Raw genomic sequence first — 14380 nt, forward strand, 5'->3', positions numbered from 1 at the left:
TTTTACCTCTTGAACCCATAGCAGACCCATATCTCGCGCCCGTTCGCCTGGTCTTTGGGTAGCGCGGCGGGCCGACGTTCAAGAGGACCGACGATGCATACGTTCAAGCTCCCCCTGATCCTCGGCCTTGCCGCCACCGCGCTCGCCGGGTGCGCAACCACCCAGACAGCCGGCAACCAGCTCCCCGCCGCCTCCTTCGTCGGCACGGAGACGGAAGTCGGAGATAAGTACATCATCGGCGCGCTCGACGAGCTGACCGTGTTCGTGTGGCGCAATCCCGAGCTTGGCGCGAAGGTTCAGGTCCGCCCGGACGGGCGGATCACCACGCCGCTGATCACCGACATGACTGCGGTCGGCAAGACGCCCGCCCAGCTGGCCGAGGATATCAAGAAGAGCCTCACTCAATATATCGAAGACCCGCTCGTCTCCGTGATGGTGGACAAGTTCCAGGGCACGTTCAGCCAGCAGGTACGGATCGTCGGCGCTACCGAGAAGCCGGCCTCCATCCCGTACCGCGCGAACATGACGCTGCTTGACGCAATGATCGCGGTCGGCGGGCTCTCCGAATTCGCCGCCGGCGACCGCGCCCGCCTCGTCCGTCAAGACAAGGCCACAGGCGGACAGAAGGAATATGACCTCAAGATCGCCCGTCTGCTCAAGAAGGGCGACACCAGCGCAAATGTGAAGCTGGAGCCGGGCGACGTCATCATCATCCCCGAGAGCATGTTCTGAGGAACACCTGATGGACGGCCTCTACGAACAGCTTCGGATCGCGATCCACTCCGTCTGGCGTCGGCGCTGGCTGGCGCTCGGCGTCGCCTGGGCCTTGAGCCTTGCCGGATGGCTGGCGGTGGCGCTCATCCCGAACAGCTATGAATCGACCGCCCGCGTCTATGCGCAGATGCAGTCGATCCTGCCCGACAAGATCGGCATCACCGCCGCCGAGCGGCAGGGCGATCTGCTCCGCGTAAAGCAGACCCTGACCTCGACCGAGAACCTGACCAAGGTGGTGCGCCGCACCGATCTCAACCTGCTGGTCGGCTCCGAGCGCGATCTCGCCGCCCAAGTCGAGAAGCTGCGCGAGAACATCAAGGTCACCGCGCAGCAGGACAATCTGTTCGAAATCAGCGCCACGTCCGGCGTTGGCGGATTCTCCAATTCGCAGAACGCCCGGACCGCCGCCGTCATCGTCCAGACGCTGCTCGACCTGTTCGTCGAGGAGAACCTGTCCGGCGACCGCGCCGAGACCGGCCAGACGCTGACCTTCCTCGACGAGGAGCTGCGCCGCCGCGAGCGCGCGCTGCAGGAGGCCGAGCAACGCCGGGTCGATTTCGAAACCCGTTTCATGGGCATGCTGCCGGGCGAGGGATCGATCGACCAGCGCATGTCCGCGGCACGGCTCGAGCTGTCCAACGTCGAGCAGCAGCTCATGTCGGCGCAAGGCTCGCTGAACGCGGTCCGCAGCCAGATGGCCGGCGTGCCGTCGACCATCTCCACCCCGAACTTCGCGGCCAGCGTCGTGACCGGCGGCGGCTATGCCACCGCCCAGCTCGGTGCGCTCGAAGCTCAGCTCAGCCAGGCGCGCGCCAAGGGCTGGACCGACTCGCACCCGGACGTGGTGGTCACGCGCCAGCAGATCGAGCGCATCCGCCCCGCCGCCGCGGCCGAGCGCGCCAACGCGGCCCCATCGGGCGCGTCGACCATTTCCACGCCCAACCCGGCGTTTACGTCCCTGCGCGCGATGGCCGCGGAGCGGGAGGCGCAGGTTGCGGCTGCTTCAGCCCGCAAGAACCAGATCACCCAGGCGATGCAGCTGCTCGCCGGCAAGCAGGCCGAGGAACCCGGCATGGCCGCCGAGCAGGCGCGCCTCAACCGCGACTATGAGGTGCTGAAGCGCCAGTATGACAAGCTGCTGGAGGATCGCGAACAGGTCCGCCTGCGCAGCGACGTCCAGAGCAAGACGGACGCGATCGATTTCCGCATCATCGATCCGCCGAGCCGCCCCAACGTTCCGGTCGCGCCGAACCGGCCGCTGCTCCTCAGCCTGATCCTGATCGTCGCGTGCGGCATCGGCGCGGGCGTGGCTTTCGCCAAGGGACAGCTTCAGGCCACCTTCGCCACCCAGAATCGCCTCGAGCAGATCACCGGCCTGCCGGTGCTGGGCTCCGTGGGCGAGGTCGTCACGGCCGAGCGGCGGACGCAGGACAAGCAGCGGCTGAAATGGTTCGGCGGGGCCGGGGCGGCGCTGGCCGGCAGCTACGCGATCCTGATGCTGGTGGAATTCTGGCAGCGCAGCACGGTCGCGTGAGGGACAAGGGCATGAACCAGCACAGCTCGATCAAACGCCGCGGCTCGCTGCTCGAACGCGCGTCGGAGCTTTACGACTTCAACGCCGCGATTCGCCCGCCGGTGATGCCGCAGCCGCCGGCGCCGCTTGCGCCGGTGATGCCGATCAAGGCCGAACCGCCTGTGGCGACTCGGACTGAAGCCGTGGTGGAGGAAGTCGTCACGGCCGGGAAGCGGCGTAAGCGGCCCGTAATAATTTCGGAGCCGGAACCAGAGCAGGATGCCGCGGCTGTTGATCTTGCCGCGTCGGAACAGACGGAGGCAGGAGCCAGCGAGGCCGGTATTCTCTCCTTGGACGGCTACCAAAACAGCTATCCTCAAGCCGAAGAGCAGGTTCAGACCAGCTCTGAGCCCCGCCCCGCAACTTCGTCCCGCTCCGGGACGGTGGATCGCGAGGGCTTGCTCGAGGACGGTTACATTCTTCCTGATGCCCCGGTGAGCGCCCTTGCCGAGGAGTTTCGCATCATCAAACGTCAGCTGCTCCTAAGCGTCAGCCGCGGTGGCAAGATCGCCGAGGACAAGCGCCAGACCATTCTCGTGTGCTCGGCCCAGCCGGACGAGGGCAAGACCTTCTGCGCCTTGAACCTCGCCTTGTCGCTCGCCGGCGAGCGCGACGTCGAGGCGCTCTTGGTCGACGGCGATTTCGCCAAGCCGGAGATCCTCTCCATCCTCGGCCTGCAATCCGGACCGGGCCTGATCGATGCGATCGGCGACCCCGACTGCGATCCGAACGATTTCGTTATCCGGACCGACATCGAAGGATTGTCGGTGCTTCCTGCCGGACGCCAGGCGAACAACGTCACCGAGCTGCTCGCCTCCGGCCGTACGCGCGATGTGCTCGCCGCGCTCACCCGCGATCATCCTCGCCGCGTCGTGATCTTCGATTCCCCGCCGGCGCTGATGGCCTCGCCGGCTTCGGTCCTGGCGGGACATGTCGGCCAGGTGCTGCTCGTGGTTCGCGCCGATCAGACCACCGAGGCCGATCTCAAGGAAGCGGTCGGCCTGCTTTCCGGCTGCGAGCATCTCAGCCTCATGCTGAACGGGGCCGGCTTCGCAGCCACCGGCCGCCGCTTTGGCGCTTATTACGGATATGGCCAATGAGCGCGCTGGGTCAGTTCAAACGCTGGGCCGTGCGGCTCGGCGCGGTCGCGCTTGCCGCGTCGGCAGCAATGCCCGCCTCCGCTCGTGTCTCGACAGGAGTTCACCCCTACATCGAGGTTCAGCAGGTCCTCAACGCCGACCTCGATAGCGGCGAGACGCTGACTTACACGGCGGTGGCGGCCGGGGTCGATGCGGGGGTCAGCACGCGCCGCGTTCGCGCCCAGATCAGCTACCGCTACGAGAAGCGCTTCGGCTGGGGTGATGACCTCGTCGATGGCGATTCCCACACCGGCATCGCCCAGCTCAGCGCCGACCTCATCCCCAACATGCTTCGGGCCAGTGCCGGCGCGCTCGCGACGCGGGCCCGATCGGACGGTGTCGGGCCGATCTTCGGCTTCACCAATGTCGACGATCCGGCGATCTCGGAAGTCTACAGCTTCTATGCCGGGCCTGAGCTTTCCACGCGCATCGGCGCATTGAACGTCACGGGCAGCTACCGCTTCGGCCTCGTCGAAGTCGACAACAAGGCCCTGCGCGGCCTGCCGCTCGCGCCCGGCGCGATCCTGCTCGACCGGTTCGACAGCTCGACCAACCACAGTCTGTCCGCCAGCGTCGGCATGGATGTCGGCGAGCTGCCGTTCGGCTGGACGGTCGGGGGCGGCTACTTTCTGGAGGAAGCCGACCGGCTCGACCAGGAGTTCGAAGCTCGCTTCATCCGCGGCGACGTGGTCGTGCCGGTTGGGTCCACGCTCGCGCTGACCGCCGGAGTCGGCTACGAGAAGATCGAGTCCAGCCAGCAGGACATCCTGCGCGATGCCGCCGGCCGCCCGGTGGTCACGCCCGGCGGTCGCCTGATCGGCGATCCGACCAAGCCGCGCCTGCTCGCTTACGAGACGGACGGCATCATCTGGGACGCGGGCGTGATCTATCGCCCGAGCCGCCGCACGGAACTGCAGGCGCGGGTCGGCCAGCGTTATGGCGGGACCACCGTCACCGCTTCGCTCAGCCACAAGATCAACGAGCGTTATGGCCTGAGCGCCAGCATCTATGACGGCGTCGAGACCTTCGGCCGCCTGCTGATCGCCGATCTTGCCGCAGTGCCTGTCGAGTTCGACATCCGGCGCAATCCGCTCAACAACAATGTCGGCGGGATCGGCGGCTGCGTGTTCGGCACGGACCCGGGGACCGGCGCCTGCTTTGACGACGCCTTCCAGTCGATCGCCGGTTCCAGTTTTCGGAACCGCGGCGCCAACATCCTCTTCTCCGGCGGGCGCGGACCGTGGGGCTTCGGGATCGGCGCGAATTATTCCTCGCGCCGTTATTATCAGCCGATCGTGGAACAGGGCTTCGCGCTCGACCGGCGGACGGACGAAAGCTTCGGCCTCTATGCCGGCGCCACGCGTGACCTCAGCCGCACCTCCACTGTCTCGCTCGACGCTTACGCGAACTGGTTCGACAGCGGCCTGACCGGTGCGGAGAGCGCCTTCAGCACCGGCATCACTGGCGGCTATTATCAGAGCTTCCTGTTCGATCGCCTCCAGGCCCACGCCGCGCTCGGCCTGTTCACCACCGACAATGGCGAGTTCGACAGCACCGTCGCTTCGGCGCTGGTTGGTCTGCGATACGGTTTCTGACGGGCTGGCAGCCCCACGGAGTGTCCCATGTACAGTGATTTCTACGGCTTCAGCGACAGGCCCTTCCAGCTCACGCCGGATGCGCGCTTCTACTTTGGCAGCCGCACGCACAAGAAGGCGATGGCCTATCTCGGCTATGGCCTCGCCCAGGGCGAAGGCTTCATCGTCATCACCGGCGACATCGGCGCCGGCAAGTCGACCCTGGTGGCGCATCTGATGGCGACCGTCGATCGTTCGCGTCTCAACGCGATCAACATCGTCTCCACCCAAGTCGAGGGGGACGACATGCTGCGCCTGGCGGCGCAGGGCATGGGCCTGTTCACCGAAGGCGTAACCAAGGCGCAGCTGCTGGAACGAGTCGAGCGGCACCTTGACGACGAGGCGAGGCACGGCAAGCGCACGCTGCTGATCGTCGACGAAGCGCAGAACCTGTCCGTCTCCGCTTTGGAAGAGCTGCGCATGCTCTCTAACTTCCAGGTGAGCGGGCAAGCGCTGCTGCAGATCTTCCTGCTCGGGCAGCCGGAGTTCCGCGAGAAGCTGGCGTCCGAGAGCCTGGAGCAACTGCGCCAGCGGGTGATCGCCACGCATCATCTCGAGCCGATGGAGCCGAACGAGGTTGAGCCCTACATCGTCCACCGGCTGAAGACCGTCGGCTGGGAAGGCAATCCGGTGATCGAAATCCCGGCCTTTGCCGAGATCTATCGTCACACGGGCGGTGTGCCGCGCAAGGTCAATCAGTTTGCCGGGCGCCTGATGCTCCACGCTGCGGTTGAGGAGCTCGACACCATCGACGCGGAAACAGTGGTCGCGGTGGCCGAGGACCTCGAGGAAGACGCGCCGCGTCCGACGATCGAGCAACGTGGCATCAAGCCGACCTACGAGCCCGTCCGGGACCTCGCACTGGAGCGCCGCGTCGCGATGCTGGAGGCGCAGCTCGAGGAGCAGGAGCGGGCGACTCGGCGAGTCTTGACCTTGCTCGTCGACTGGGTCGAGAGTGAGGAAGACGCCGTCATCCACCACGCGGCTTGAAGCGCGGCTCGCGCCCGGAAGGCTGCTCATGCTGAACGCAATGTCCGTCGACGTGGAAGACTGGTTCCAGGTCGGCGCCTTCGAGAACGTAATTGCGCGGGAGAGCTGGGACCAGCTCGCGCCCCGCGTTGAGCGCAACGGTCATGCGGTGCTGGACCTGTTCGACCAAGCGGGCGTGAAGGGCACCTTCTTCACGCTCGGGTGGGTGGCCGAGCGTTACCCCACGCTGATCCGCCGGATCGTCGGGAGCGGTCATGAGATAGCAAGCCACGGCTGGGACCACCGGCGCGTCTTCACCATGGACGCGAACAGCTTCCGGGCCGACCTGCGGCGCGCACAGGCCGCGATCGAGGATGCGGGCGGCCAAGCCCCCGTTGGCTATCGCGCGCCCAGCTTCTCGATCGACAAGCGCACCCCCTGGGCGCACGCGGTTCTGGCGGAGGAAGGCTATTGCTATTCCTCCAGCGTCGCACCCATCCGGCACGACCATTATGGCTGGCCCGAGGCGCCGCGCTTTGCGTACCGGCCGCTTGCAGACGCGGACCTGATCGAGTTGCCCGTGACTACGGTGGAGCTGCGCGGCCGGCGGATGGCTGCCGGAGGAGGAGGCTTCTTCCGGATGCTTCCCTACCGATTTTCCAGCTGGGCGATCTCGCGCGTGAACGGGACGGAGCAGCGCCCGGCCGTGTTCTACTTCCATCCCTGGGAAATCGATCCGGGCCAGCCGAGGGTAGCCAGGGCGCCGGTCAAGGCGCGTCTTCGCCATTACACCAATCTGCACGCGATGGAGGCCAAGCTCCTGAAGCTTCTTGGCGAGCATCGCTGGGGCCGCACCGACGAGGTGGTTCGCTCCGAACGTGAGCGGCTGCAATGAACGCTTTCTCGGCCATTGCAGGTCTGGCCGTGCGCACGGCCGATCTGACCGATCCGGCGGAGCGGGCGCGGATCGGCGCGTTTTTGGCGGAGCATGCGGGTGCCGAGCCGTTTCACCTGCCCGCCTGGAGCCTGGGCGCGGAGCGCGGCTGCGGGCAACGCGCGCACTATCTGCTCGCCGAGGACGGGCGGGGGATCAGGGGTGTCCTGCCGCTGACCGATGTCCGCTCGCCTTTGTTTGGCTCCGCATTGGTTTCGGCGGGCTTCGGCGTGGGCGGAGGAGTAGTCGGCGATGCTACGGAGGCGCTTGCGGGAGCGGCTGTCGACCTGGCGCGCAGGATTGGCGTGCAGAGCCTGGAATTGAGGGGCGGCCCCATCCCGTCCGGCTGGCATGCTCGTGAGGGAACTTATGCGGGGTTCGCCCGCGACCTGCCGGGACGGGAGGAGGAGATCCTGAAGGCGATCCCGCGCAAGCAGCGGGCGGAGGTGAGGCGCGCCCAGACAATGGGACTAGACGTCCGCGTCGGCCGGAGCGAGCGGGACCTTGCCGACCACTATCGTGTCTATTCCGAAAGCGTGCGCAACCTTGGCACCCCCGTTTTTCCGCGCGCGCTGTTCCGGGCCATGCTCGAGAGCTTCGGAGAGCAAGCCGACATCCTCACCGTCAGCAAGGATGGCCGTTCGATTGCGAGCGTCCTCAGTTTCTACTTCAATGGCGGCGTCTATCCTTATTGGGGCGGCGGCACCGCCGAGGCGCGGGCGCTCCGCGCCAATGAGCATATGTATTTCGAGTTGATGCGCCACGCCGCAGCGCGGGGCTGTACCCGCTTCGATTTCGGCCGCTCGAAAGTCGGCACGGGCGCTTACGCCTACAAGAAGAATTGGGGCTTCGAGCCGCGCCCGCTTCGCTATGCCGTCCATGCGCTGGACGGGGGCGAGCCCCGCGAGATCAATCCGCTCAGCCCCAGATACCGGCTCCAGGTCCAGCTTTGGCAGAAGTTGCCCTTGCGGCTCGCCAACCTGCTCGGGCCCTGGATCGCGCGAGGGCTCGGTTGATGCGCGACATCCTCTTCCTCGCGCATCGCATCCCCTACCCGCCGGATCGGGGGGACAAGATCCGCTCCTGGAACATCCTGAAACATCTCGGCACGCTGGGGCGCGTCCATCTCGCATCCTTCGCCGACGACGCAGCGGATGCCGCCCATCTGCCGGCGCTGAGGGCCGTGATGGGCGGGAGCCTTGGGGAAGCGCATGTGGAGGTGCGCACCAAGCCCAAGCTGACTGCGGCTGCCGAGGCGCTGCGGGAGGGCAAGCCGATCTCGCTGACCGCGTTCGACAGCGCTGCGATGCGCGGCTTCGTCCGGCGCATGCTGGAGCGCGATGGCGTCGATACGGTGTTCGCCTTTTCCAGCCAGATGGCGCAGTTCGTGCCGGCCAAGTGCCGGCAGCGCTTCATCATGGATTTCGTCGATATGGATTCGGCCAAATTCGCTGCTTATGGCGGCAAGGGGCCGATGCGCTGGATCCACCGCCGTGAGGCCGTCAGACTGCTCGAGCATGAGCAGGAGGTCGCGTCCCGCGCCGATGCCAGCCTGTTCGTAAGCCCTGGAGAGGCGGCCCTTTTCCGGGAACGCACCCGCGCCGCCAATGTGCACGCCGTTTGCAACGGCATCGATCTCGATTTCTACAATCCCACGGCCGGTTTCGATCGGCTGCCAGAGCAGCAGAGTCCGCTGCTCGTCTTCACCGGGCAGATGGATTACCGGCCCAATGCCGAAGCAGTGCTGGATTTCGCGGACAAGGTGTTGCCGATCATTCTTCAGACACGACCTGAAGTTCGATTCGCCATCGTGGGCCGAAACCCGACCGCTGCCGTCCGCCGCCTTGCCGACCGACCCAATGTGATCGTCACCGGTGCCGTTCCCGATGTGCGCAGCTGGCTTGCTGCGGCGAACGTCGCGGTGGCGCCGCTCGGAATCGCGCGCGGCATCCAGAACAAGGTGCTCGAAGCGATGGCGATGGCGCGCCCTGTCGTCGCCTCGGCCGCCGCCTTCGAGGGCATCAACGCCGTGCCCGGCCGCGACCTGATCGTGACCGACCGGCCCGAAGCCCAGGCGTGGCACGTTCTTGATCTTCTAGCCCATCCGCAGGACGCCGCAGAGATCGGTGCCGCCGCCCGCCGCCGGATGGAGACCCGCTACCGCTGGGAAGCCCAGCTTGCCCCGCTCGCCGCCTTGCTCGGCCGCGCACCTCGTCTGGTGGCGGCATGACGGCGCACGCCGCGATCGAAGCAGCGCCGCAAGCTCGAGCGGTAGCGGATGGCTGGCGGCCGCACCTCGTGGCGCTCGGCCTGGTCGCGGCCGCGATCCTCATCTTGTTCGCTCGCGATGCCGCCGACATGGCCGCGATCTGGTGGAACAGCTCCACCTATAATCATTGCGCGCTGGTGCCGCCCATCATCGCGTGGCTGGTCTGGCAGCGGCTGCCGGAACTTCGCCGGCTCCCGCCCTCCGCCTGGGCGCCGGGGCTCGCCCTCCTAACGGCTGGCGCCATCCTGTGGCTGCTGGGGGAAGCGGGCGGAATCGCGCTTGCCCGCCACATCGCCCTCGTCGCGATGCTGCAGGGCGCGGTGATCGCCTGCCTCGGCAAGGCCGTCGCGCGCGCGCTCCTGTTTCCGATCTTCTACACCGTCTTCCTGATCCCGGCGGGCGAGGAGCTCGTGCCGCTGCTTCAGACGGTGACTGCCTATATGTGCATGGCGCTCCTGGCGCTGGTCGGCATCCCGGCGCACCTCGAAGGCATCTTCATCACCACGCCGAACGGCTATTTCGAAGTGGCCGAGGCCTGTTCGGGTGTGAAGTTCCTGGTCGCCATGATCGCGTATGGCGCGCTTGTCGCCAATGTCTGCTTCCGCACCTGGACCCGGCGCGCCCTGTTCATGCTTGCTGCGATCACGATCCCGATCCTGGCGAACGGCGTCCGCGCCTGGGGCACCATCTACATCGCCTCTGTCACCGACAGCGACTTTGCTTCGGGCTTCGACCATGTCGTCTATGGCTGGGTCTTCTTCGCAGTCGTGATCGCATTGCTGATGGCCGCCGGCTGGCGCTTCTTCGACCGCAAGCCGAGCGACCCCTGGTTCGATGCAGCCGCGTCACAGCCGCAGGCGCTCAGTCACCGGAGCTCGATCCTGCCCGTCGCAGCGGCGGCGGTCGCGCTTGCCGCGGTGCCGCTCGTCTGGTCGGCGGCAGTGGCTTCGGCCGGTACCCAGGCTGCGCCCGCCAATCTGAGCTTGCCGGACGTGCCCGGCTGGACCCGGGTTCCCGCTTCGGCTGGCAGGCCCTGGCAGCCGCACTTCGCGGGCGCCGACCTTTTCCGCATCGAACGCTACCGGGACGGGCAGGGCAGGATGGTGGACCTCGCCATCGCCGTCTTCGCGCGCCAGGCGGAAGGCCGCGAGATGATCGGCTTCGGCCAGGGCGCGGTCGGTCCAGACAGCGATTGGGCGTGGATCGCCGCGGGGCCGCCGCCGCCGAACGGCCGGCTCGACCGGATCGCCACCCATGGCATCGTCCGCGAAGTCGCGACCTTCTACCGCGTCGGCGAGATCGTCACCGGCCGCGCCGTCGAAGCGAAGATCGAGACCACCAAAGTGCGCCTGCTCGGCGGCCCGCAGCGCGCTGTCGCCATCCTCGTCTCGGCGGAAGCGCCGAGCGAGGGCGAGAGTCCCCGCCCGGCGATAGACGCCTTCCTTTCGGCGCTCGGCAACATCGCACCCCTTGCGGATCGGGCGGCCGGACTGCCAAGAAGCCGCTAATGTGCGGCATTGCAGGCATTTTTCACCCGGGCGTGCCTAAGCCCGTCGATCCGTCCAGGGTGCGCGCCATGGCGGACGTGCAGGCCCATCGGGGGCCGGACGGGAGCGGCGTGTGGACCGCGCCCGGCGTCGGCTTCGGCCACCGCCGCCTTGCGATCATCGACCTAGAAGGCGGCGCGCAGCCGATGCTGACGCCGGACGAGAAGATCGCGGTCACCTACAACGGGGAAATCTACAATTTCAGGGACGTGCGCCGCGATCTTGAGAGATCGGGGCACGTCTTCCAAACGGATTGCGACACCGAGGTCATCCTGGCCGGCTGGCGCCAATGGGGCCCTGCCTGCCTGACCCGCTTCCACGGTATGTTCGCCTTCGCGCTCTACGATGCGGATCGGGGCGCGCTCTTTCTCGCTCGGGACAGGCTTGGCGTGAAGCCGCTTCACTATGCCGAGCTGTCGGACGGCGCGCTGATCTTCGCGTCGGAGCTCAAGGGCCTGCTCGCCCATCCCTTGCTCCGCCGGGCGCCGAGCCCACAGGCGATCGAGGATTTTCTCGCCCTGGGCTACGTTCCGGACGATGCCTGCGCCCTCGCGGGCGTCCGCAAGCTGCCCGCGGGACACTGCCTCCTTATCCAGCGCGGCAAAGGCGTGCCAGAGCCCTTCGCCTGGTGGGACGTTCATTTCGGCAAGCCCGCCCGTGGCTCGACCGAGCGGCTTGGCGAGGAGCTGGTCGGCCATATGCGCGAAGCGGTGCGTTCGCGCATGGTGGCGGACGTGCCGCTCGGCGCCTTTCTGTCCGGGGGCGTGGACAGTTCGGCCGTGGTCGCTTTCATGGCGGAGGCGAGCCGCAAGGCGGTCGAGACCTGCTCGATCGGCTTCGGCCAGGCCGATCTTGACGAGACCCGCTACGCGGCGCTGGTCGCCGAGCGCTTCGCCACTCATCACCGCACCCGCATAGTCGCCGCGGACGATTTCGAGCTTATCGAGACACTTGCGAACGCTTTCGACGAGCCGTTCGCGGACGCTTCGGCCCTCGCTACCTACCGGGTCTGTGAGCTCGCGCGCGAAACCGTCACGGTTGCGCTGTCCGGCGACGGCGCGGACGAAGCCTTCGCGGGCTATCGCCGCTACCGCATGTTCGCAGCGGAGGAGCGTGTCCGCAGCATTATCCCGGAGCGCGCTCGCACTGCGATCGGCCGCATCGGCAGCCTCTATCCCAAGCTCGACTGGGCGCCGCAGTTCCTGCGCGCCAAGACCACGCTTCAGGCGCTGGGCGCAGGGAGCGGGGAGGCCTATGCGAGAGCGGTCGGCGTCACTCCGCCCGAGATCCGCCATCGCTTCTACAGCCCCGACTTCCGTGCGGCGCTGCAGGGCCACCGCGCCGAGGATCGCTACATCCGCACAATGGCGAGTGCGCCCGCGGACGATGCCTTGTCTCGCGCGCAATATGCCGACCTTAAGATCTGGCTGCCCGGCGACATCCTTACGAAGGTCGACCGGACCAGCATGGCCGTGAGTCTGGAGGCGCGCGAGCCGCTGCTCGACCACCGCCTCATCGAATTCGCGGCGAAGCTGCCGGTCCGCCAACGGCTGCGCGGGGGCACCGGCAAGTGGCTGATGAAGAAGTCGCTCGAAGGCTTCCTCCCCGACGAAATCCTCTATCGCCGCAAAATGGGCTTTGTCACGCCGATCAGCGCCTGGTTCAGGGGCCCGCTCGCTGAACAAGCCGCCGCTGTCGCAAACAGCCCCGCATTCGCTCAGCTCGGCTGGTTCGATCCCGGAGCGATAGCGAAGATCGCGGCCGATCACCGCGCCGGGAAGGCCGAGCATGGCCGGTTGCTCTGGCAATTGCTGATGCTGGATCGCTCGCTTCAGCGCCTGTTCGGGCTCGGCGAGGCCTCGTCATATGATGCTTCGACGAAGTACAACCCGTCCGGCGGCGCGTTGAAGCCGAGGGCCGCGCGATCCCGCGCCTGAAGCGCGTTCTTCAGGTCCCGCGCTGTCCACTTGCCGCGTCCGACCAGCTGCAGGCAACCGACCATCGATCGCACCTGATGGTGGAGGAAGGAGCGCGCCGCCGCCTCGATCTCGATGATGCCGCCCAAGCGCCGGACGATCAGCAGGTCGAGCGTCTTGACCGGGTTCTCCGATTGGCAATGCGCGGAACGGAAGGTCGTGAAATCATGACGTCCGACAAGGGTTTGCGCCGCCTTGTTCATGACGTCTGCATGGAGCGTGACCGGCACGCGCCACGCGCGCCCTACCTCCAGAGCGAGCGGGGCCCGGCGATTGGCAATGCGGTAGACGTAGCGCCGGCCGATGCAGCTGAACCTGGCGTGCCAATCGTCCCGGACGATCTCCGCCTTCAGGATCGCGACCGGCTGGGGCCTGAGCTTCGCGTTGAGAGCGTCCGCGAGTCGGAACGGCGTCATTGGCCGTTCGATGTCGACATGCGCGGCCATCGCCTGAGCGTGGACGCCGGCGTCCGTGCGTCCGGCCGCGTGCACCGTCACCTCCTCGCCGGTGATGGTGCGGACCGCTTCCTCGATCGCCTGCTGAACGGACGGTCCATGCGCCTGACGCTGCCAGCCCATGAAGGGTCGGCCGTCATATTCGACCCACAGGCGGAAGCGGGTCATTGCAAAAGGCTCCCGCGCGGGATGGCGAAGCCGCGCAGCAATTCGGCCGGCGTCATGGCGCCGCGGCCCGCGCGCTGCACCAGGGCAGGGGCGAGGGCAGCGGTGCCGCAGGCAATGGTCAACTGGTCGTCGAGGACCGTTCCCGGCTCTCCGGAGCCGGACACAGGGTCAGCCGCCAGAAGCTTGATCCGCTCGCCCCCATGCTCGAAGAATGCGCCGGGGTGCGGATTGAAGGCGCGGACCTGCCGCTCGGCGGCTTCAGCGCTGGCGCAGAAATCGAGTCGCGCTTCCTGCTTCTCGATCTTGGCTGCGTAGGTCACGCCTTTTTCCGGCTGAGGCACGGGCTGGATCTGATCGAGCCGGCTGAGGGCCTCGACCATCATAACCGCACCGAGGATCGCCAAGTCCGCCGTGAGTTCGCCCGCCGTCTTGCGCCCGATCGGCGTCTCCCGGACTAGGAACATGGGCCCGGTGTCGAGCCCGCGCTCCATGCCCATGATGGTGATGCCGGTGCGCTCGTCCCCCGCCAGGATCGCGCGCTGGATCGGCGCGGCGCCCCGCCAGCGCGGCAGAATGGATCCGTGGACGTTGAGGCAGCCATGATTGGGCGCGTCCAGGATCGGCTGCGGCAGGATCAGCCCGTAGGCGGCGACCACCGCCACATCCAGGTTCAGCGCCACGAACGTGGTCTGCTCGTCGGGGTCCCGGAGCGACATCGGCGTCCGCACCGGGATGCCGAGCGCTTCCGCACGTGCCTGAACGGGGGAGGGCTTCATCCCCTTGCCGCGCCCCGCGGGCCTGGGCGGCTGCGAATATACGGCGGCGATGTCGTGCCCAGCCGCGTGGATCGCGTCCAGCGTCGGCACCGCGAAGTCCGGCGTTCCCATGAAGGCGATGCGCATTCGTGCTGCTTAGCGGCGGGCGTGGCCAATTGCATCGGCC

The 14380-nt window shown here is 67.2% G+C and carries 12 protein-coding genes; 10 read left to right on the top strand and 2 right to left on the bottom strand.

Annotation, left to right across the window (positions count from 1 at the left end; translation table 11 throughout):
• The first annotated feature begins 93 nt into the window (after window positions 1-93).
• The 10 genes from VF631_RS06205 to VF631_RS06250 are packed head-to-tail and all read left to right on the top strand — an operon-like array spanning window position 94 to window position 12776.
• The gene (locus VF631_RS06205; RefSeq protein ID WP_431849408.1) at window positions 94-732 is read left to right on the top strand and encodes an XrtA/PEP-CTERM system exopolysaccharide export protein; all 639 of its coding nucleotides are present in this window, start codon (window positions 94-96) and stop codon (window positions 730-732) included.
• A 10-nt stretch (window positions 733-742) separates the two neighbouring features.
• Window positions 743-2308: an XrtA system polysaccharide chain length determinant gene (locus tag VF631_RS06210; RefSeq protein ID WP_431849409.1), complete on the top strand. Its 1566-nt coding sequence runs from the start codon at window positions 743-745 to the stop codon at window positions 2306-2308.
• 11 nt (window positions 2309-2319) lie between these two features.
• Window positions 2320-3447 carry a hypothetical protein gene (locus VF631_RS06215; RefSeq protein WP_431849410.1) on the top strand — a complete coding sequence of 376 codons (1128 nt, stop codon included), beginning with the start codon at window positions 2320-2322 and terminating at the stop codon, window positions 3445-3447.
• The gene (locus VF631_RS06220; RefSeq protein ID WP_431849411.1) at window positions 3444-5081 is read left to right on the top strand and encodes a hypothetical protein; all 1638 of its coding nucleotides are present in this window, start codon (window positions 3444-3446) and stop codon (window positions 5079-5081) included. Before VF631_RS06215 ends, VF631_RS06220 begins: the two co-directional genes overlap by 4 nt.
• A gap of 27 nt (window positions 5082-5108) precedes the next feature.
• Window positions 5109-6110: an XrtA/PEP-CTERM system-associated ATPase gene (locus VF631_RS06225; RefSeq protein ID WP_431849412.1), complete on the top strand. Its 1002-nt coding sequence runs from the start codon at window positions 5109-5111 to the stop codon at window positions 6108-6110.
• Window positions 6111-6138: 28 nt separating this feature from the next.
• Window positions 6139-6984, top strand: a complete 846-nt coding sequence (locus VF631_RS06230; RefSeq protein ID WP_431849413.1) for an XrtA system polysaccharide deacetylase — start codon at window positions 6139-6141, stop codon at window positions 6982-6984.
• On the top strand, window positions 6981-8039 hold the full coding sequence (locus VF631_RS06235) for a FemAB family XrtA/PEP-CTERM system-associated protein (protein ID WP_431849414.1): 1059 nt from the start codon (window positions 6981-6983) through the stop codon (window positions 8037-8039). The genes VF631_RS06230 and VF631_RS06235 overlap by 4 nt, the downstream gene beginning before the upstream one ends.
• A complete protein-coding gene (locus VF631_RS06240; RefSeq protein ID WP_431849415.1) occupies window positions 8039-9253 on the top strand; it encodes a TIGR03087 family PEP-CTERM/XrtA system glycosyltransferase in 1215 nt (404 codons plus the stop codon). Before VF631_RS06235 ends, VF631_RS06240 begins: the two co-directional genes overlap by 1 nt.
• Window positions 9250-10800 (top strand): exosortase A, encoded by a 1551-nt coding sequence (gene xrtA / locus VF631_RS06245; protein WP_431849416.1) that lies wholly within the window; start codon window positions 9250-9252, stop codon window positions 10798-10800. Before VF631_RS06240 ends, xrtA begins: the two co-directional genes overlap by 4 nt.
• Window positions 10800-12776 carry an XrtA/PEP-CTERM system amidotransferase gene (locus VF631_RS06250; protein ID WP_431849417.1) on the top strand — a complete coding sequence of 659 codons (1977 nt, stop codon included), beginning with the start codon at window positions 10800-10802 and terminating at the stop codon, window positions 12774-12776. The genes xrtA and VF631_RS06250 overlap by 1 nt, the downstream gene beginning before the upstream one ends.
• Here VF631_RS06250 and truA read toward each other — a convergent pair.
• Both truA and fmt read right to left on the bottom strand, forming a co-directional pair.
• Window positions 12671-13438 carry a tRNA pseudouridine(38-40) synthase TruA gene (truA, locus tag VF631_RS06255; protein WP_431849418.1) on the bottom strand — a complete coding sequence of 256 codons (768 nt, stop codon included), beginning with the start codon at window positions 13436-13438 and terminating at the stop codon, window positions 12671-12673. The genes VF631_RS06250 and truA overlap by 106 nt on opposite strands.
• Entirely contained in the window at window positions 13435-14340 is a 906-nt protein-coding gene (gene fmt, locus VF631_RS06260) for a methionyl-tRNA formyltransferase (protein WP_431849419.1), read from the bottom strand. The genes truA and fmt overlap by 4 nt, the downstream gene beginning before the upstream one ends.
• Window positions 14341-14380 lie beyond the last annotated feature (40 nt).

The organism is Allosphingosinicella sp. (assembly GCF_036387615.1).
Taxonomy (GTDB): Bacteria; Pseudomonadota; Alphaproteobacteria; order Sphingomonadales; family Sphingomonadaceae; genus Allosphingosinicella.

Excerpts from the sequence above, each read along its gene's own strand:
- fmt (WP_431849419.1), bottom strand. The coding sequence starts at position 14,340 with ATGCGCATCGCCTTCATGGGAACGCCGGACTTCGCGGTGCCGACGCTG.
- VF631_RS06220 (WP_431849411.1), top strand. The coding sequence starts at position 3,444 with ATGAGCGCGCTGGGTCAGTTCAAACGCTGGGCCGTGCGGCTCGGCGCG.
- VF631_RS06210 (WP_431849409.1), top strand. The coding sequence starts at position 743 with ATGGACGGCCTCTACGAACAGCTTCGGATCGCGATCCACTCCGTCTGG.
- VF631_RS06225 (WP_431849412.1), top strand. The coding sequence starts at position 5,109 with ATGTACAGTGATTTCTACGGCTTCAGCGACAGGCCCTTCCAGCTCACG.
- VF631_RS06250 (WP_431849417.1), top strand. The coding sequence starts at position 10,800 with ATGTGCGGCATTGCAGGCATTTTTCACCCGGGCGTGCCTAAGCCCGTC.
- xrtA (WP_431849416.1), top strand. The coding sequence starts at position 9,250 with ATGACGGCGCACGCCGCGATCGAAGCAGCGCCGCAAGCTCGAGCGGTA.
- VF631_RS06240 (WP_431849415.1), top strand. The coding sequence starts at position 8,039 with ATGCGCGACATCCTCTTCCTCGCGCATCGCATCCCCTACCCGCCGGAT.
- truA (WP_431849418.1), bottom strand. The coding sequence starts at position 13,438 with ATGACCCGCTTCCGCCTGTGGGTCGAATATGACGGCCGACCCTTCATG.
- VF631_RS06230 (WP_431849413.1), top strand. The coding sequence starts at position 6,139 with ATGCTGAACGCAATGTCCGTCGACGTGGAAGACTGGTTCCAGGTCGGC.
- VF631_RS06215 (WP_431849410.1), top strand. The coding sequence starts at position 2,320 with ATGAACCAGCACAGCTCGATCAAACGCCGCGGCTCGCTGCTCGAACGC.
- VF631_RS06205 (WP_431849408.1), top strand. The coding sequence starts at position 94 with ATGCATACGTTCAAGCTCCCCCTGATCCTCGGCCTTGCCGCCACCGCG.
- VF631_RS06235 (WP_431849414.1), top strand. The coding sequence starts at position 6,981 with ATGAACGCTTTCTCGGCCATTGCAGGTCTGGCCGTGCGCACGGCCGAT.